We start from the raw sequence: 17,905 nt of genomic DNA, 5'->3' as shown, positions 1-17,905 counted from the left end.
ATGTTTGGCGATTGATCAGATCGCACAATTCGGACTGAGTTCCCTTCAGGTGATCTACTATTTTGCGAAGTTATTTAGCTATAGAGAATATCACTGAAGACGCTAGCTATGGATATAACGCGTTTATGATTACTTTATCGAGATAACAAGCTTTTATTCTTGCGTCTTGCGCTTAAAGATAATACGCGCTAAATTCCCCAAATATACCGGAGTATGCCTCAAAGGTTGCTCCAGTTTTTTATACCACAAAATCAGCGCCCGCCTATTATGGTGGGCGTTTTTGTTTGTGCCGATAAGCGCTTTGGCAACAGCGCGCTTATCGGCGCCACAAACATTGTCATGCGTAACCTGGGCGACAACGGCGAATCACCGGCGTTGCGTCTGGATGAAATGCCGGTGATTAAAGCATTCGCCCGCGGTTCCGATCCGGTCAAGTCCACCCAATTCTCCGAGGACTTTTACCGGATGATGACTCAAGCCAACCAGATTAACAGCACGATTAACGACTATCGCAAACAGGGGCGTCAGGGTGACGCCAATGAATTGTTGCAGGAAAACAGAGGGAAGTTGTCACAACGCAAAGCGCTGACAGCGACGCAGAAGCAGGTAAAACAGCTTAATGCCCAGATTGAGTTGACCCGCATTGACCGGATTCTGACATCTGAGCAGAAGCGGGAGCGAATTGATCGCCTGATGGAAAAGAGGAACAAACTGGTTCAACTGGCGGTGGAAAGGGTTAACCCGTACTTTGACTGATCGACGTACTGAAAGGCTAAAACGTGACCTGCATTAAATAATCGAGTGTCCAGGGTGTGTCATTTTGGGGATGCGCGTTAGGGCGCGAAGAGTGAATCCAAGGACTTAAGAATGAAAAAATTGATTGTCGCTATTATTACTTCTGGCTTTCTGGCTATGACAGCAAGCAGTGCGTTAGCGCACTCTGGCGGAACGAACGCCGATGGGTGCCATACAAATAGTAAAACGGGGGATTATCACTGCCATAATAAAAAGCGGTAACCGTCTGAAACACACAATTTCACCTCAACCAGCTTCTGGTACACATAATCAAAGTCAGAAAACCGGTAATGCCGAGGATGACGCTGGTGTTGCTATCCAGAACCATTCGGCATTTACCGGTTATCAGGAACGCGGCGATGATGAACGAGACATCAAACACTGGATGAATGGTGATCATAACGGCAGCCAGAATCAGGCAGATGATGAAAGCCGTGGAAGATATAAATATCCTTTGGGTTGAACGAAAATTTTCCGAATTTTTCCGAAATACTTCATAACTATTTGATATTTATGATCATAAAAAGACGGTATTGATTGGTGCCAAAAACTCAAAAATCACGATGATTTTTCAGCTACAGGAATCGTATTCGGTCTTTTTTTTAATTTATTGATTTTTATGATACGCGAAAACACACGCAATCCTGTATCCGGTCTTTTTATAGATCGGTGTATTCTTTCCCTCGCATATGACCAGAAAGCAGACGACTGACCGCATGATGTAAAAGAAGCCCACCCAAAAAGGTGGGCTTCGCTTTCCCTGATGCCATTGTTATTGTTTGCAATCCATCGTCCTCATCATGACAGTAGATATGTATATTTTATAAATGTTTATACAGATCAATTTTCCTTTATTGATCGGTTGTGACGATCGATGCCCTTTTAAGGCTGGATCACTTGCTGTCTGGCCCTCCCAACGTTCCATTCCTCAGGTGTTCCCTGAGATCAGGTATTGACTGACCGCAGATGGATATAAGTAACAAAAGGAGTATGACATGAGTCAATTGAGACAGCGGCGGTTGGAGGGTAACCAATGGTGAATTGAATAGAATGGATTAATAGTTAGTTTGCTAGGTTTAATAAAAAAATCTCCAATTCCGTAGAATTGGAGGCGTCAAAGTTGACCAACACCAGGGAAATTTTTAATTACTTTAAAGATAGCAATATCGTGAAAATATTCCAATGTAAAATTTAATTTTTATAACCAGAGTTAGTTTAATATTTTTAACTTGAATAATAATTATGTTATTAATAATAACTCATGAAAACAAAAATCCGCCTCATGACAGGCGGATTTTTGTCGCTTCCAGTGATGAGCTTATTTATACAGAATCGCTGTACCGTTTAATTGGTCTTGACCGGTAACTGATACGATACGGTAAGAAGATGCGCCTGCCGCTTCCGCTTTTGCAGCAACCTGAGCTTCAAAAGTATCCAGAGTAGCCGCGCCGCGTACTGAAACGGTTTCCTGAGCGGCAAGCGCGCCAAAAGATAAAGTAGATAAAGCGATAATTGCGACAAAATTTTTGATGATTTTCATGATTCATTCCTTCAGATTTATGTTTGATAAAAGGCGTTTTGCCTTGATGTGAAGAATAATAATCCAGAATATGAGCCATGAATATCGGATAGATTTGTGTTTATTTTTCAAATAAATTGTCCATTATCGGTTATGTCATCTGGTGATGTTGCACAGTAGGATAAAGTAAGGCGAAGAACACATTCATAAACTTAAAAAAGGGGGATTACGATGCAGATATCAGCGCGTCGCTTAGCTTCGGTCACACAGGCGGTGTTGCAGAAGGTCGGCTGTGATGAAGCTGAGGCAATTTGTGTTGCCGGGCATCTGGTAGCCGCTAATCTGAAAGGACATGACAGCCACGGCGTCGGCATGTTGCCGCATTATGTGAGTTTTATTCGCGATGGAATGATGCATCCGAATACGCCAGCGCGTTTATTGCGTGATGGTGGGGCGGTGCTGCAATTTACTGGCGATCGCGGATTTGGGCAACGTACTGGCAAAGAAGCGATGCAGGCGGCGATTGACCGGGCGAAAACCACCGGCGTTTGTTTAATGACCTTATCATCGACCTGTCATCTTGGTCGCATCGGCACTTACGGGGAGATGGCGGCGAACGCCGGGATGGTGTCGATTCATTTTGTCAACGTCAATGATCTCGACCCGATTGTCGCGCCCTGGTGCGGTAGTGAAGCGCGTTTTGGCACCAATCCCATCTGCATCGCGCTCCCGAAGAGCGAACGTAATGCCGCATTCGTTCTGGATTTCGCCACCAGTATTGTGGCGCTGGGCAAAACGCGCGTGGCTTATCTGGCTGGTAAAAAGTTTGATGAGGACGTGATGCTGGATAGTCATGGTCATTCGACCAATGATCCCCGCGTGATGTGGGAAGGTGAAACGCATGGCGCACTGAAACCCATTGCCAAACATAAAGGTGGCGGATTGATTCTTGCGGCGGAAATGCTGGCGGGCCTGTTATCTGGCGGTGGCACAATCCAACCGGAAAATGAGCGGCTTGGCGCTATCGTAAACAACATGACCACTATCGTTGTCGATCCTTCCTGCATGGTATCCATGACCTGGCTACAGCAGGAATATGATGCCATGCTTGACTATGTCCGCGCTTCCCATGCGCCGGATCCTGAACAACCGATTTTGATCGCCGGAGAGCCGGAAATCAGAATCAAAGCGCGACGGGAAGCGGAGGGCATCGAATTGTCCGATCAGGAGTGGCAAAAGATTGTGGAGGCCGGCGTGTCTCTGGGCATGAGTCCGCAGGCGTTTGTGTGATTTGCCGCGCAGTCACAAGGCCTGTTAGAAGCTGAAACCGGAGGAGGTGGCATGGGTCGAGGATTGCTGGTTAGCCTGATTCTTTTGGCGGGACTGATTGGGCTCGTTCCCTGGTTCCAGCGGCATCTGCCGGCCGGTTATGATCCATTTTCATCGTTATCGGTTGACGATCCGCCAACCTTTATTACCCGATTTAAGCTCAAGCAAGTGGCGAGTAATCCTGAAACCTGCCTGGCGGTATTGACGCAGGCGCAAGAGAAAGGGCGAATCACCTTTACACCGGTAAATGATGTCGCCGGGCAATGTCCGCTTGTTTCGCCGGTGCGCGTGCAGCGTTTTGGGCCGGTCGGACTCAGCGCCAGTTTTCTGGCCAGTTGTCCGCTGGCGCTGAGCAGTACCATGTTTGTGATCCAATCCGCTATCCCGCAAGCAGCTCTGATGGGAACATCGTTGGCGCGGATCGAGCATGTCGGTAGTTATGCCTGTCGCAATGTGTATCATCGTCCCGAAGGGCGATTAAGTGAACATGCAACAGCAGATGCGTTGGATATTGTCGGTTTTCGCCTGACAGATGGACGACAGGTGAGCGTACTCAGGCAATGGCCGGAAAAGAATGAACGTGGGGACTATCTGCGTGCCACTTTCAAAGAAAGTTGCCGTTTTTTCGGCAATTCACTGGGGCCGGAATATAACGCGGCACATGCAAATCATTTTCATCTGGGCATGAGAGGTTTTGGCGTGTGCCGATGATTGGATAAACACGGCGGATTAGAAATCCGCGTATTCCTGCGCCGGTAGCCAGAATCCGTCAATAAATTCTTCAATAGGATAACACCCTGCACGGCGCAAACGTTGCTCTTTCATTGCCTGCAAGCATTGTGTTTCCGTGTTGTAGGCACCTGCTACCAACTCATCACAGCCATGCCCGAGGTAACAAACAAATATCACCAGTGCAAACATGAGGCCCTCAACTTTCCGATGTTATATGCGTTGCTTTTCATCTTTCGCCTCGGTCGGCGATCAGTATTCCCATGTGAGGAAATCAATGGGATATAGCATTCAATACGGTTGTTATTTTTTGAGATCACTACAGACAATTGTAGATGAAATGCAGAAGAAGTGAGGAGGACGCGTTTATCCGCTGGTTTTATCGCCACCGAATAAACGCGCATCAACGGCAAAAAGCGTTTAGCGATGTGTCGAAGCGGCAACGCCAGCGCCATCACGAACCAGATCGCGCGGCAGATTGTTTTTTATGCGGCTGCCGATACGTTTTGCCAAACCAACCGGACAACCCTGATAGGTGAGCAGTAGTTCATCCGCCACAGGAATTGGTTCCGGGTAGCTGTCTTTACCCTGAAACCATTCACTGGCTTGTTGGGAGGTCAGTGCATAGCCGTGGCTGGTATCGGCTTTTGCCAGAGCAATAACCGCTTCATGCTGCCAGCGATAGCCTTTGGGGAAGCGCTCCGCCAGCTTGATGCCAATTCGCGAGAACTTGATATTGCCAAAGGAAGAGGTAAGGGTAACGGGGAAGAGCCAGATTTCACTGTCCCGCTGCCACAGTTGGTGCTGGTTGCCATCCCACGTCAGACCTTGTTTTTTCGCGGCCTGAACTATCAGCATCGCATCTTTGCCGCTCAGTGGCGAGAAGGGAAATTTACCGACTTTATAACCCGGCTTCGCAAGCGGGGGAACGCTGGCTGTTTTTCGCAGGCGCGCGACAAAGAACCCTTCGCTGTCATAAATTTGCGGAAAAACGTGTAAAAAACCGTCTTCTGTGGCGGCTTGCGGCGCACCAGGGAAGAGATCGGCCAGCGACTCGAACTCGCACGCATCGGGAAACTGCCGTTGTAACCAGTGGCAAACCTGCTGATTTTCCTGCGTATTCAAGGTACAGGTCGAGTAGATCATGATGCCGCCGGGCTTCAGCGCATGGAAAGCGCTCAGAATCAGGTCGCGCTGGGTGGCGGCGATAGTGACAATGCTTGCGGGCGACCAGTGATTCATGGCTGCCGGATCTTTGCGTACGACGCCTTCGCCAGAGCAAGGCGCATCCAGCAGAATGGCATCGAAATATTCGGGTAAGGCCGCGCCAAAAACCCGTCCGTCAAAATGGGTGATGGCGGTATTGCTTACTCCGCAGCGGCTGATATTGGCATGCAAAACTTTAACCCGGCTGGCGGAATATTCATTGGCGATAATCCCGCCCTGATTATGCAGTCGGGCGGCAATTTGCGTCGTTTTGGAGCCGGGTGCGGCGGCAACATCCAAAACCTTTTGCGGCATGGCGTGATCTTGGAACAAAGCGCTCACCGGCAACATCGAACTGGCTTCCTGAATATAAAAAAGGCCGCTCAGATGTTCCAGCGTATTACCCAGGCGAATACTTTCATCGTCGGCATTCAACAGCCAGAAACCTTCCTCGCACCAGGGGATCGGTTCCAGTTGCCATTGATACGGTGCAACCAATTGCAGAAAGGCCTCAACGCTGATTTTCAGCGTATTGACACGAATACTACGGCGCAACGGTCGTTGGCAAGCGGCAATAAAATCGACCATCGAAAGGTGTGCAGGCATGATCGCCTGCGTTGCATCAAGAAATTCAGCGGGTAAATTGACCGGCGTAGGTTTAGCCACGAGGGATGTCCCATTGCTGCGATAAAGAGTAGCGGCGGAGTTTATCATAGAAATGATAGCCGCCGAATGGGGAGTGCGGGGCGGCAAACCGCCCCTGTCAGTGTCTAGTTTGACGGGATTGCCGTTCCCCATTGCCGCCATTCAGCCGGTTCTTCATTGCGCAACAGAAAATGCTTTCCTTCCCGCGCTTGCGGCGCCAGCGGAGTGGTGGCCGGCGTTGCAAACGCGATACCGCCACGAATAAACTGCTGGAATGTGCCGCTTTTTATCACGCCGCCAGTTAAACCGAATTGCAGATTATAGCCGGAAGCCAGCCAGAATACGGAGTTATCCCTGACCAGATGCTGGTAACGTTTACTAATGCGTAAGGCGACGGAGATGCGATCGGCAAGAGCGCCAAGCGATAAGCCGGTAACCGTTCCTACTTCAATACCCCTGAACAGCACGGGTGTTCCCACCTGTAGCGCGCCAGCTTCGGGCGCATCAACGCTAATATTTAATCCATCCTGATAGCGCGAATCGGAAATGGTGGCCCGTTGCAGTTCAAAACTGCGGGTAACGTTGCCGCCGCCCGGTTCAACATTGATGTAAGGCTGGAATAATGTTTCCAGATTATTTACTCCGGCGGCTGAAATCTCTGGCGTAACTACGGAAAAACGCGTGCCTGAGCGGGCGAAATTGCGCACGTATTCGGGATATAACACCGCTTGTACCCAGACTTCATTACGCTGTTCGGACAGTTTAAGTGAATCAAGCTGACCGATGTCGATGCCCAGATAACGAATGGGCATGCCCGGCGACAGTTTGCTGGCGTCGTAAGTTCGCAGGGTAATGCGGCTGCCGACCGCACGGGCCGCGGTTTCGTTATTGTAGAGCACGCGTTTACCGCTTTTGATTTCAGGCGCGCCTGCAAGGTTATCAAAGCTGATGGCGCCTTTCAGCGCACGATTGAGCGGCGACGCCTGCACGGTCAGACCTGTGGGATTCAGTTGTACGCGAGCGCCGCCTTCCGCCCAGAAAACGCTATTGTCAGTCAGCAATTTTCGGTGCTCTGGATGGATATAGACATCCACTTCGAAGTCATTCGCTTTAGGCCGGACGCGCATGATTTCACCCACCTCGAACTTACGGTAGAGCACGATCGAACCATCCTGAATGTCGGGCAGGCTGTCGGTAACTAACGTCAGTGTTGGCGAGGGCGCTGCCTCACGGATGCCTTCCTGTGCTTTTTCGAGGTCGCTGAACAGCGGGTAACTCGCCAGAACTTCGCCTTTGGCGCCCGGCAAGACCCGAATACCTCCGCTTACCCACTCCTGCGCGCTGGCGCCCAACACCTGAATGCCATCCAACCCCACTTTAACGTTCATGCGGCTGTTGACGACAAATTTGCTGTCCTTATGCAACAGGCGGCGGTATTGTGGTTCGATCGCCAAAACAAAACTGACGCCTTGTTCATCCAGCGTGCGTTTGACGATTTGACCAATCTGTATGCCATGCAGCAAAACCGGCTGTCCGGCGTCGATACCGTAACTTTGCGTCGCATTCAGCCGTATGGATAGCGCGCCCGGCTGCGCCAACGGTTGCTGGCTGCTGTCCAGCACCTCAAAATGTTGCCGGGGTTCGCCTTCGCCGGGGATGAGCGTCAAGGTCGGTCCGCTGAGCAGCCGGGAAATATTCAAATCGTTAAGTGAAAGTTTGGGTTTGGTCAGTTCAATGCGCGTACTTTCGCGCATCAGGGAAACTACGGCGGGATCGATAATCAATTCACCGTTGACGCGTTCACTGTTGGGGATCAGGGTGATCTTGTTCAGCGTTCCCACCTCCAGTCCCTGATACATCAGCGGGGTTCGGCCTTCCTCCAGCCCGTCGCCGGATGGCAACTCAAGCTGGATCACCACCCCGCGCTGACTTTGCGCCAAATCGGGATATAACCGGTAAGATTGTTCTGCGGCAGCAGCTTCCCCCTCTTCTGGCGAGTCGAAAGCAATCGCGCCGTTGACCAGCGCCGCCATGTTTTCCATTTCAATTTTGGCGCCGTTAAAACCAATGTCCGCATTGAAACCGGAAACATTCCAGAAACGGCTGTTCTTTTTCACCAGATCGGTAAAGCGTCGCTCAATCAATACGTCGATCGTCACACCGCGATGATTTTGCGAAACCGTGTAGTCATACACTTTGCCCACCGGGATCTTGCGGTAATAGACCAGTGAACCGGTGTTCAGGGAACCTAAATCATCAGCCTGAAGGTGGATTAATAGCTCGCCGGTGTTAACCCGATATTTGGGTTGCGTGTCCAACGCGGAAAAATGTGTCTGTGGTTCGCCAGGCCCCGGCATCATGCCAATGTAGTTACCACCGACCAACGCATCCAGCCCGGAGACGCCCGCCAGCGAAGCTTTGGGCGTCACCAGCCAGAATTGCGTGCCGGAACGCAGGGCCTCTTCCATATCGCTTTTGATGCTGGCCTCAACCTGAATGGTGCGCAGATCGTCACTGAGTTTGATGTTTTGCACGATGCCGACTTCAACACCCTGATAACGAACCGGCGTGCGTCCGGCGACGATGCCGTCCGCCGAGGAGAAATCAATGGTCACGCTCGCTCCGCGCTCTTGTTGATTGGTATAAACCAGCCAGCCGGCAATCATCAGCGCAATCAGCGGCAATAGCCAGAAAGGAGAAAGACGGTGTTTGTTTTTCACCGTGGCCTGGCTCGATATTTCGGGTTTATGGTCTTGCATCGTTATCCCACATCAGTCGGCTATCCAGCCATTCAACGGCCAGGATAGTTAGAATCACTGCCGCGCCAAAATAAAAAGCGGCAGGCCCCATGGTAAAAGCAAGTAATTGGTCGCGATTGACGAGTGACATCGTCAGTGCAATAACAAAAAGGTCCAGCATCGACCAACGCCCAATCCAGGTGATCATCCGCAGCATTCGCATTCTGGTCATTATGCCGAGCGTGAGCCGGAAATGAATACTGAGCAACAGTCCAAACAGTACAATGACTTTAGTAAAAGGCACCAGAATACTGGCGATAAATACCACGATGGCCACCGGAATATTGCCGGAAGCCAGGGAAAGAATGCCGGAAAAAATGGTGTCTTCGGTGCGAGCGCCGTTCACATAGATAATAGATATCGGCAGCAGGTTGGCCGGAAGCAGGAAAATGACTGATGCGATCAGGGCGGCCCAGGACTTTTGCAGGCTGTGACGGCGGCGCAAACGTAAAGGAACGTGGCAACGCGGGCAACGGCCCTGATTATCCGGTGAACTGGTCAGGCGACAAGAGAGGCACACTCGATAGCGTTCCGGTAAAATAATGGGGCGCAGGCGCGGGTAAAAACGCTGCCATAGTTGGTCGGTATTCAGGTGGATCAGCGTCAGTACGCTCAATGTCATCAACGCCAGAAACGCGATCAGGCCGTGTCCCGGCTGAACATCGGCAAACTCCCGAACTTTGATGGCGGCGACCGCCATGCCCACCAGATAAATATCCAGCATCATCCATTCTTTCAACTTATCCAGCATCAGCAGGATGGGGCGCAAGTTCATGCCGATACGCGGCGCAAAAAACAGATACAGCAGCGAAAAAACCAGCGTTAACGGAACGCCGACGGTACAAAAGGCCACCATGCTCGCCGTCACCGGGTTTCCCTGCCGGGTAATCTGCCAGATGCCTTCAAACAGGGTGGCATTGATGGATACGCCAAGCAACCGAATGCTGATCAGCGGTTCGGTAAAAGCAAACGGCATGAGAACCAGCATGGCGATCGCCATGGCGGTCAGTCGTGAGATGGGCCAGTCGCGTCCCGAACTGACTTTGGCATCGCAGCGCGGGCAGTTGGCCGTCTGGTTGCGTTTGACGGTGGGCAATATAAAGAGCGCATCGCATTGAGGGCAGCGGTGATAACATGCCATGGTCTGCGCTGGCGTCGTCATGCCGTCCGTTCGCGGTGGTCTGGCAGACGGGAAAAGGACAGGACTGATTATGTGATATATCTTCATATTTCCTGCTGTCAGAGAAACGGACATCATTCAGTGTATCAGGTACTGGCGCATATCCTAACGATGCCATAGCGTAACTGAATGATGCGCGCCGTAAAATGAGGCTACACTGTTTATGCGATTCATCTTCGCGAGCTAAAGACGGCTGGCGCCAAGATTGCGGTGTTGATGTGATGCTCCACGCATAAATAGCACATTATGCATGCCGTACGAATGGCAATGAGGAGGATTCTGTGCGCGAATCAATAAATCTTATGGCATCCTGTAGCGGACACTGAGTATTGCGTTGTGCCGTTATTTGCCTGCATTGAAAAGACAACTACCTATTAATATGAATAAATATGCGTTTTATAAGGAACTGGTCAGCGATCTGTCAGCGCTGATCGCCGGAGAACATCGTTTTATCACGATATTATCAAACAGTAGCGCATTACTGTTTGAACGGCTGGATGGGGTTAATTGGGCAGGGTTTTATCTACTGGAAAACGATACGCTGTTCCTGGGGCCTTTTCAGGGACGGGTTGCTTGTGTCCGTATTCCGGCGGGCAAAGGGGTATGTGGTCGGGCGATCGCTGAAAATCGTATCCAACGTGTGGATGACGTGCACGCCTTTCCCGGTCATATTGCCTGCGATGCGGCAAGTAATGCCGAAATTGTTCTGCCGCTGACCGTGGGCGGTCAATTGATCGGTGTTTTAGATATTGATAGTACGATTTACCAACGGTTTGACGCGGATGATGAAGTGGGGCTCAAGGCCGTGGTGAACGCACTTTGCGCACAACTTGAAGAGAGCGATATGCTGACTTTTATCAATTCTCTCACGTTGAGACAAGGATAACGTAGCAATTGCTGATAGCGTCATTATAATGACGCCTGTTCATGCCTGCGCTGGTTGGCAAACCCGTTGTAATCAGGAAATTTCATGGAAAATCAACCTAAGTTGAACAGCAGTAAAGAAGTCATCGCCTTTTTAGCAGAGCGATTCCCGCGTTGTTTCACCACTGAAGGTGAAACCCGCCCGCTAAAGATCGGTATATTTCAAGATCTTGTTGCGCGAGTGCCGGAAACCGATAACGTAAGCAAAACGCAATTGCGTTCCGCATTGAGGCTCTATACCTCAAGCTGGCGTTATCTGTACGGCATCAAATTAGGCGCTCAGCGCGTGGATTTAGATGGAAATCCGTGCGGCGAATTGGAGCAACAGCATGTCGAGCATGCGCGTAAGCAACTGGAAGAAGCGAAAGCCAGGGTGCAGGCGCAACGTGCCGAGCAACAGGCGAAAAAACGCGAAGCGGCTGGCGAGTCTACTGAGCCCGCGCGTACGCCACGTCCTCAGGGCAAGAGTGACGCGCGTCGCGGTCGTAATGGCGCTAACGCGACGCCGCACAAAGCACGTCAGTCTTCATTTCGTTCATCGGCTTCCCAGCAGTCCGATAATGCTCAGCCACGCCCAGCCAAACCAGCCGCCAGCGAGCCTAAGCGCGTCACGGTCACGGATGTTTCCAAACTGCAAGTCGGTCAGGAAATCAAGGTCAGAGCCGGCAAAGATGCCATGGATGCCACTGTGCTTGAGATTGCCAAAGGTGAGGTCAGAGTTCAGTTGGCTTCTGGTATGGCAATGATTGTACGCGCAGAACACTTGCAGTTCTGATACGGAGGCCAACCAGGGCATGAACAATTTAGTCAGAATGACCGCCATCGCGGGTTTATTGTTGGCGGGCGCGGGTTTTGCAAATGCCAATGAAAATATTACGCGCATCGAGCAAATTCCCCAGCTTCAGCAGGAGCCACAACATGCGACGATAAGCGACCGTGTCGCCTCACGTTTCCTGCGCTCCCATTATCGCCAGTTTATGCTGGACGAACAGTTCTCAGAGAAAATTTTCTCGCGTTATCTCAATATGCTCGACTACAGCCACAATGTATTGCTGGCATCGGATATCGCGCAGTTTTCCACGCATAAAACCCAACTGGGCGAGGGTATCAAATCCGGCAAGCTGGATATCCCTTACGCGCTTTATAATCTGGCGCAAAAACGACGTTTTGAACGTTATCAATATGCATTGTCGTTACTGGATAAGCCGATGGATTTTACCGGCAACGACACCATTGATCTGGATCGCGGCAAAGCGCCCTGGCCGCAAAACGTCGGTGAACTTAATCGGTTATGGGACGCCAAGGTCAAGTATGACTGGTTGAGTCTGAAACTGACTGGTAAAGATGATAAAGAGATCAAAGAAACGCTGACCAAACGTTACCAGTTTGCGATTCGTCGTCTGGCGCAAAGCAACAGCGAAGATGTTTTTCAGCTGATCATGAATGCCTTTGCGCGGGAAATCGATCCGCACACCAGCTACCTCTCCCCAAGAAATACCGAGCAGTTCGATACGGAAATGAGTCTGTCGCTGGAAGGTATTGGCGCGGTGTTGCAAATGGATGACGATTACACCGTGATTAACTCCATGGTGCCTGGCGGTCCGGCAGCGAAAAGTAAAAGCCTGACTGTTGGCGATCGGGTGGTGGGCGTGGGCCAGACCGGTAAACCGATGGTGGACGTTATCGGCTGGCGGCTTGACGATGTCGTCGCGCTGATTAAAGGGCCGAAAGGCAGCAAAGTGCGGCTGGAAATTCTGCCCGCCGGCAAAGGCACCAAAACCCGGACGGTGACGCTGACGCGCGAACGTATTCGTCTTGAAGATCGCGCCGTGAAAATGTCGGTCAAGAATGTGGGCAAAGAGAAGGTCGGCGTACTGGATATCCCCGGTTTCTATGTCGGTCTGACGGATGACGTCAAGGTTCAGTTGCAGAAGCTGGAAAAACAGAATGTCAGCAGCATCGTGATTGACTTGCGTAGCAATGGCGGCGGTGCGCTGACGGAAGCTGTCGGTTTGTCCGGCCTGTTTATCCCAAGCGGGCCGGTGGTTCAGATCCGCGATAATAACGGCAAAATCCGTGAAGACAGCGACACCGACGGCACGGTGTATTACAAAGGGCCGCTGGTGGTGCTGGTCGACCGTTTCAGCGCTTCGGCATCGGAAATCTTTGCGGCGGCGATGCAGGATTATGGCCGGGCGTTGATTGTGGGCGAACCGACTTTTGGTAAAGGTACGGTGCAGCAGTATCGTTCGCTGAACCGCATCTACGATCAAATGCTGCGCCCGGAATGGCCGGCGTTAGGTTCGGTTCAGTATACGATCCAGAAATTCTATCGTATCAATGGCGGCAGCACGCAGATGAAAGGCGTCACGCCGGATGTGATGATGCCGACCGGAACGGAAACGGTCGATACCGGTGAGAAGTTTGAAGATAACGCGCTGCCGTGGGATAGCATTAAAGCCGCGACCTACACAATGAGTGGCGATCTTAAACCGCTGGTCAGTGCGCTGAACGAACAGCACCAGGAGCGGATCGCCAAAGATCCAGAGTTCCAGTATGTGGCGGAAGATATCGCGCGTTATAACGCGTTGAAAGACAAACGTAACATCGTATCGCTCAATCTTGCTCAGCGTGAGAAGGAAAATGACGATGACGAAACGATGCGTCTGGCGCGGATCAACGATCGTCTGGCGAGAGAAGGGAAAAAGCCGCTGAAGTCACTGGAGGATCTGCCTAAAGATTATCAGGCTCCCGATCCGTATCTGGATGAAACGGTACACATTGCGCAGGATTTGGCGCAAGCGCAGAAAGAGTAACCTTTCGCGTTCAATCTCCTTCAGAACCCCGGCGCGCCGGGGTTTTTTTTGCAGATTGCGTATCAGGCGATGAACATAAAAAGATTAACGGCCCGCTTTCAACTGTTGAAAATAAGTTTCATATAGCGTACTGGCGCTGCCGACATCGTTTTGCCATTCGCCTTTGTTGATCGTTTCATCATCCGGGTACAGCGTTTTGTCGCCGGAGACATCCGCTGGCAACAATTTCTTCGCCGCAAGATTAGGGGTGGGGTAGCCGATGGCTTCCGCCACCTGCGCGGCAATCTCAGGACGCAACAGGAAGTTAATCATTTTCATCGCGCCATCGACGTTTTTGGCATTCGCCGGGATAGCCAGACTATCCATCCAGAAAATCCCGCCTTCCTGCGGCCAGATCACATCCAGCGGCGTACCGGACTGACGGGCGACATAGGCGGAACCGTTCCACACCATCCCCAGATTCACTTCGCCTTCCATGAACGGGTTGCCGGGATTGTCGGAGTTAAACGCCAGCACGTTCGGCATTAATTTTTTCAATTCGTTATAGGCGGCTTCAATCTCTTTGGGATCGGTGGTGTTAGCGGAATAACCCAGTTTGCGCAGTGCGATCTGGAATACTTCGCGCGCATCATCGGTGAGTAATAGACTGTTTTTATACTTTGTATCCCACAGGTCGGCCCAACGCGTGACGCTGGCCGGGTTGATTTCATCACGATTCACGCCAATCGCCGTCGCGCCCCAGATATAAGGGATAGAGTAGTGGTTATCGGGATCAAAAGATTTGTGCAACAGATTCGGGTCAAGATTGTGGAAATTGCTGAGCTTGCTGGTATCGATCTTTTGCAGCATGCCTTCTTTACTCATTTTGGCAATGAAGTAAGTTGAAGGCACGACCAGATCGTAAGCGCCATCCTGATAGGTTTTCAGCTTGGCATACATGCTTTCATTGGATTCATAAGTGGAGTAGATCACCTTGATGCCTGTTTCTTTGGTGAACTGTTCCAGTAATCCTGGCGGAACATACTCTGTCCAGTTATAGAAATAGAGGGTTTTGCCGTCGTCGGCGCTGGCGCTGTTAAGCCCCAAAGCCAGCGCGCAGGCCGCCAGCAGATGTGACCACGTTTTCATTACTTATCTCCTGAAATGTCCCAAAGGATTTATACCCGTCATCTGGTTATATTCTATCATCGCCAACCGCAGGCCGGCTGACTCTTACCTTTCATTCGGTATTATTTTCTGGTGCGATCGCGCAGAATCAACTGACTGCTGAGCACCAAAAATAACGACAGAATGAGCAGGATCGTCGCTAACGCATTCACTTCCGGGGAAACCCCGACCTTGACCATCGAGTAAATTTTCAGCGGCAGAATCTCATACGTTGGGCCGGTGACAAAAGACGACACTACAACGTCGTCCATGGATAAGGTGAAACTGAGTAACCAACCAGCAGCCACTGCTGGCATGGCTAACGGCAGAATGATTTTCCGCAGAATAATCGCTTCGCTGGCGCCCAAATCACGGGCGGCCTCCAGCATGCGAACATCGAATCCTTTCAGGCGCGAATAAACCGTTACTACCACGAAAGGCAGACAAAATGTGATATGTGAAAACAGTAATGACCAGAATCCCAGTGAAATCCCCAACAGCATAAACAGCACCAGCAGAGATATTGCCATAACGATATCAGGCGACATCATCACCACGAACAACATACCGCTGACGAAAGGTTTACCGCGAAAACGATAACGATAGAGCGCCACCGCCGTCAGCGAGCCAATCAGCGTGGCGAACGTAGCGGACAGGATCGCCATGGTCAGCGAGTGTTGCGCGGCTTGCAACAGACTGTCGTTGTTCAGCAACCGCTGATACCAGTCCAGCGTAAAGCCTTGCCAGTTAATACCGAAACGCGCCTGATTGAAGGAGTTCACAATCAAAATGATGATGGGAATGTACAGATAGGCGTAAATGATGGCCATAAAGCCGCCACGCAGCAGACGTGCCATTATGCCAGTTCCTCTTTCTTGTTCATCAGGCGAGCCGTGCGATAGTAAATGAACAGCAGCACGCCCATGATCAAGGTCAGGCAGATACTGGTCGCGGCGCCAAAGGGCCAGTCACGGATGTTGAGGAACTGACTTTTGATCACGTTGCCAATCAACAGGTTTTTGGCGCCGCCCATCAGATCCGCGACAAAGAACAGCCCCATCGCCGGCAGCAGCACCAGCAGACAGCCAGCGATAATTCCCGGCATGGTCAAGGGAATAACGACGCGGATAAACGTCTGGTATTTATTGGCGCCCAGATCGCGGGCCGCTTCAAGATAGGCTTTATCCAGTTTTTCAATGCTGGAATAGAGCGGCAATATCATAAAAGGCAGCAGAATGTAGATCAGGCCGAGTACCACCGCTTCGGAGGTGTACATGATGCGTAAAGGCTTATCAATGATGCCGATCCACATTAGGAATTCGTTCAGATGTCCGCGAGTGCTCAGAAAGATTTTCAGCCCGTAAATACGGATCAGCGAGTTTGTCCAGAAAGGGACAATAAGCAGAAACATCATCAGTGGGCGGATGCGTGCCGGCAGACGAGCCAGAATAAAGGCGAAGGGATAGCCCAGGAGCAGGCAGCAGAGCGTCGCGATCAGCGCCATATTCAGCGAGTGCAGCAACACCGAGGCATACATCGGATCGCGCAGACGAACGTAGTTGTCCAGTGTGAACACCAGACTGATCAGATCGGTGTCGTCGCGCGTCAGGAAACTGGCGCCGATAATCATCAGGTTCGGCATAAAAACGAACAGCGTCAGCCAGGCGACAATGATAGTGATTATGATGTTCTGAAAGCGTTTACGCGGCGTCTTCATCGTGTAGAACGACCTCCCAGCTTTCAACCCAGGTCACGGCGACTTTCTGATTGAGAGAGTGATCGAAATCAGGATCGTCTTCATTAAAGAACTCGCTGACCATCACCATTTTTCCGTTCTCAAGCTCGATGTTGGATTCCAGCGTCATACCTTTGTAATTTCGCTCACGCACGTACCCGATAATTCCTTCGGCGCGCGCACTGTCATTGATTTCCTCCACCCTCAGGTCTTCCGGCCGCAGCAGCACGTTGAGGTGCTGTCCAACGCTAACCGGGGAACTGACGGTAATCACGCATTCATGTCCTTCCACACGGGCGCGTACCCGCTGTTGGTCAAGATGCGCCAATACGGTGGCATCAAGAATATTGATTTCACCGATAAAGCTGGCGACAAACAGGTTTTTAGGCTCTTCGTAGATTTCACGCGGCGTGCCGTCTTGCTCAATACGGCCATCGCGCATCACCACGATGCGATCGGACATGGTGAGCGCTTCTTCCTGATCGTGCGTCACGAAAATAAACGTAATGCCCAGCTTACGTTGCAGAGCTTTCAACTCATTCTGCATCTGTTTGCGCAATTTGTAGTCAAGGGCCGAGAGTGGTTCATCCAGCAGCAGAACCTTCGGTTGATTGACGACCGCACGGGCAATCGCCACGCGCTGTTGCTGCCCGCCAGAGAGTTGATGCGGGCGGCGTTGCGCCAGACTCTCCAGTTGCACCATCTTCAGGGCTTCGATAACGCGCGGGGCAATGTCGGACGCGGGCGTTTTCTGCATCCGCAAGCCGAAAGCGACATTGTCAAACACGCTAAGATGAGGAAATAGGGCATAACTTTGGAAAACGGTATTAATGTGCCGGTGTTCGGCAGGCTGGTGGGTAATATTCTGGTTTTCAAGAATAACATTGCCGCTATCGACGGTTTCCAGTCCGGCAATCAATCGTAATACGGTGGTTTTACCGCAGCCGGAAGGACCGAGAATAGTCAGAAACTCACCGTGATTAATGGTGAGATTAAAGTGAGAAATGATGTCTTTGCCATCAAAACCTTTTTGGACCTCGATCAACTCGACGACCGGCGTAGCGGGAGAATTATCTTTCATTA

At 51.1% G+C, this 17,905-nt stretch carries 17 protein-coding genes; 8 read left to right on the top strand and 9 right to left on the bottom strand.

Annotation, left to right across the window (positions count from 1 at the left end; translation table 11 throughout):
- The first annotated feature begins 267 nt into the window (after positions 1 to 267).
- From NC856_RS02740 to NC856_RS02735, 3 genes are all read left to right on the top strand, one after another.
- Positions 268 to 756 (top strand): hypothetical protein, encoded by a 489-nt coding sequence (locus tag NC856_RS02740; RefSeq protein ID WP_264088870.1) that lies wholly within the window; start codon positions 268 to 270, stop codon positions 754 to 756.
- 111 nt (positions 757 to 867) lie between these two features.
- Positions 868 to 1,017, top strand: a complete 150-nt coding sequence (locus tag NC856_RS17790; RefSeq protein ID WP_318841711.1) for a YHYH domain-containing protein — start codon at positions 868 to 870, stop codon at positions 1,015 to 1,017.
- Positions 959 to 1,258, top strand: a complete 300-nt coding sequence (locus NC856_RS02735; RefSeq protein ID WP_264088869.1) for a hypothetical protein — start codon at positions 959 to 961, stop codon at positions 1,256 to 1,258. The genes NC856_RS17790 and NC856_RS02735 overlap by 59 nt, the downstream gene beginning before the upstream one ends.
- Positions 1,259 to 2,113: 855 nt before the next feature.
- On the opposite strand, the gene NC856_RS02730 is transcribed toward NC856_RS02735, so the two are convergent.
- A complete protein-coding gene (locus NC856_RS02730) occupies positions 2,114 to 2,335 on the bottom strand; it encodes a YdgH/BhsA/McbA-like domain containing protein (protein ID WP_264088868.1) in 222 nt (73 codons plus the stop codon).
- A gap of 210 nt (positions 2,336 to 2,545) precedes the next feature.
- On the opposite strand from NC856_RS02730, the gene NC856_RS02725 reads away from it, so the two are divergent.
- Both NC856_RS02725 and NC856_RS02720 read left to right on the top strand, forming a co-directional pair.
- Entirely contained in the window at positions 2,546 to 3,604 is a 1,059-nt protein-coding gene (locus tag NC856_RS02725; protein WP_264088867.1) for a malate/lactate/ureidoglycolate dehydrogenase, read from the top strand.
- Between the two features lie 51 nt (positions 3,605 to 3,655).
- The gene (locus NC856_RS02720; RefSeq protein ID WP_264088866.1) at positions 3,656 to 4,354 is read left to right on the top strand and encodes an extensin-like domain-containing protein; all 699 of its coding nucleotides are present in this window, start codon (positions 3,656 to 3,658) and stop codon (positions 4,352 to 4,354) included.
- An 18-nt stretch (positions 4,355 to 4,372) separates the two neighbouring features.
- Here the strand turns inward: NC856_RS02720 and NC856_RS02715 are convergent, their stop codons facing one another.
- The 4 genes from NC856_RS02715 to yebS all read right to left on the bottom strand — a co-directional run bounded on the left by NC856_RS02715 (position 4,373) and on the right by yebS (position 10,249).
- The gene (locus NC856_RS02715; RefSeq protein ID WP_113869050.1) at positions 4,373 to 4,564 is read right to left on the bottom strand and encodes a YdfD/YebW family protein; all 192 of its coding nucleotides are present in this window, start codon (positions 4,562 to 4,564) and stop codon (positions 4,373 to 4,375) included.
- 228 nt (positions 4,565 to 4,792) lie between these two features.
- Positions 4,793 to 6,244, bottom strand: coding sequence for a 16S rRNA (cytosine(1407)-C(5))-methyltransferase RsmF (rsmF, locus tag NC856_RS02710; RefSeq protein ID WP_264088865.1), 1,452 nt, complete (start codon positions 6,242 to 6,244; stop codon positions 4,793 to 4,795).
- Between the two features lie 104 nt (positions 6,245 to 6,348).
- Positions 6,349 to 8,982 (bottom strand): PqiB family protein, encoded by a 2,634-nt coding sequence (locus NC856_RS02705; RefSeq protein ID WP_264088864.1) that lies wholly within the window; start codon positions 8,980 to 8,982, stop codon positions 6,349 to 6,351.
- Entirely contained in the window at positions 8,969 to 10,249 is a 1,281-nt protein-coding gene (gene yebS / locus NC856_RS02700; RefSeq protein ID WP_404802298.1) for a membrane integrity lipid transport subunit YebS, read from the bottom strand. Before yebS ends, NC856_RS02705 begins: the two co-directional genes overlap by 14 nt.
- Positions 10,250 to 10,580: 331 nt before the next feature.
- Between yebS and NC856_RS02695 the strand changes: the two genes are divergently transcribed.
- The 3 genes from NC856_RS02695 to prc all read left to right on the top strand — a co-directional run bounded on the left by NC856_RS02695 (position 10,581) and on the right by prc (position 13,941).
- A complete protein-coding gene (locus tag NC856_RS02695; protein ID WP_264088862.1) occupies positions 10,581 to 11,087 on the top strand; it encodes a GAF domain-containing protein in 507 nt (168 codons plus the stop codon).
- Between the two features lie 84 nt (positions 11,088 to 11,171).
- On the top strand, positions 11,172 to 11,900 hold the full coding sequence (gene proQ, locus NC856_RS02690) for an RNA chaperone ProQ (RefSeq protein WP_264088861.1): 729 nt from the start codon (positions 11,172 to 11,174) through the stop codon (positions 11,898 to 11,900).
- A 19-nt stretch (positions 11,901 to 11,919) separates the two neighbouring features.
- Entirely contained in the window at positions 11,920 to 13,941 is a 2,022-nt protein-coding gene (gene prc / locus NC856_RS02685) for a carboxy terminal-processing peptidase (RefSeq protein ID WP_264088860.1), read from the top strand.
- An 84-nt stretch (positions 13,942 to 14,025) separates the two neighbouring features.
- On the opposite strand, the gene potD is transcribed toward prc, so the two are convergent.
- The 4 genes from potD to potA all read right to left on the bottom strand — a co-directional run bounded on the left by potD (position 14,026) and on the right by potA (position 17,903).
- A complete protein-coding gene (gene potD, locus NC856_RS02680) occupies positions 14,026 to 15,069 on the bottom strand; it encodes a spermidine/putrescine ABC transporter substrate-binding protein PotD (protein ID WP_264088859.1) in 1,044 nt (347 codons plus the stop codon).
- A 101-nt stretch (positions 15,070 to 15,170) separates the two neighbouring features.
- On the bottom strand, positions 15,171 to 15,947 hold the full coding sequence (gene potC, locus NC856_RS02675) for a spermidine/putrescine ABC transporter permease PotC (RefSeq protein WP_264088903.1): 777 nt from the start codon (positions 15,945 to 15,947) through the stop codon (positions 15,171 to 15,173).
- Positions 15,944 to 16,804 carry a spermidine/putrescine ABC transporter permease PotB gene (gene potB / locus NC856_RS02670; RefSeq protein ID WP_264088857.1) on the bottom strand — a complete coding sequence of 287 codons (861 nt, stop codon included), beginning with the start codon at positions 16,802 to 16,804 and terminating at the stop codon, positions 15,944 to 15,946. Before potB ends, potC begins: the two co-directional genes overlap by 4 nt.
- Positions 16,788 to 17,903, bottom strand: a complete 1,116-nt coding sequence (potA, locus tag NC856_RS02665) for a spermidine/putrescine ABC transporter ATP-binding protein PotA (protein WP_264088856.1) — start codon at positions 17,901 to 17,903, stop codon at positions 16,788 to 16,790. Before potA ends, potB begins: the two co-directional genes overlap by 17 nt.
- Between the last annotated feature and the right edge of the window lie 2 nt (positions 17,904 to 17,905).

This window comes from Brenneria izbisi (assembly GCF_025840185.1).
GTDB classification, from domain to species: domain Bacteria; phylum Pseudomonadota; class Gammaproteobacteria; order Enterobacterales; family Enterobacteriaceae; genus Brenneria; species Brenneria izbisi.
This window is presented reverse-complemented; position numbering and strand designations above follow the sequence as displayed.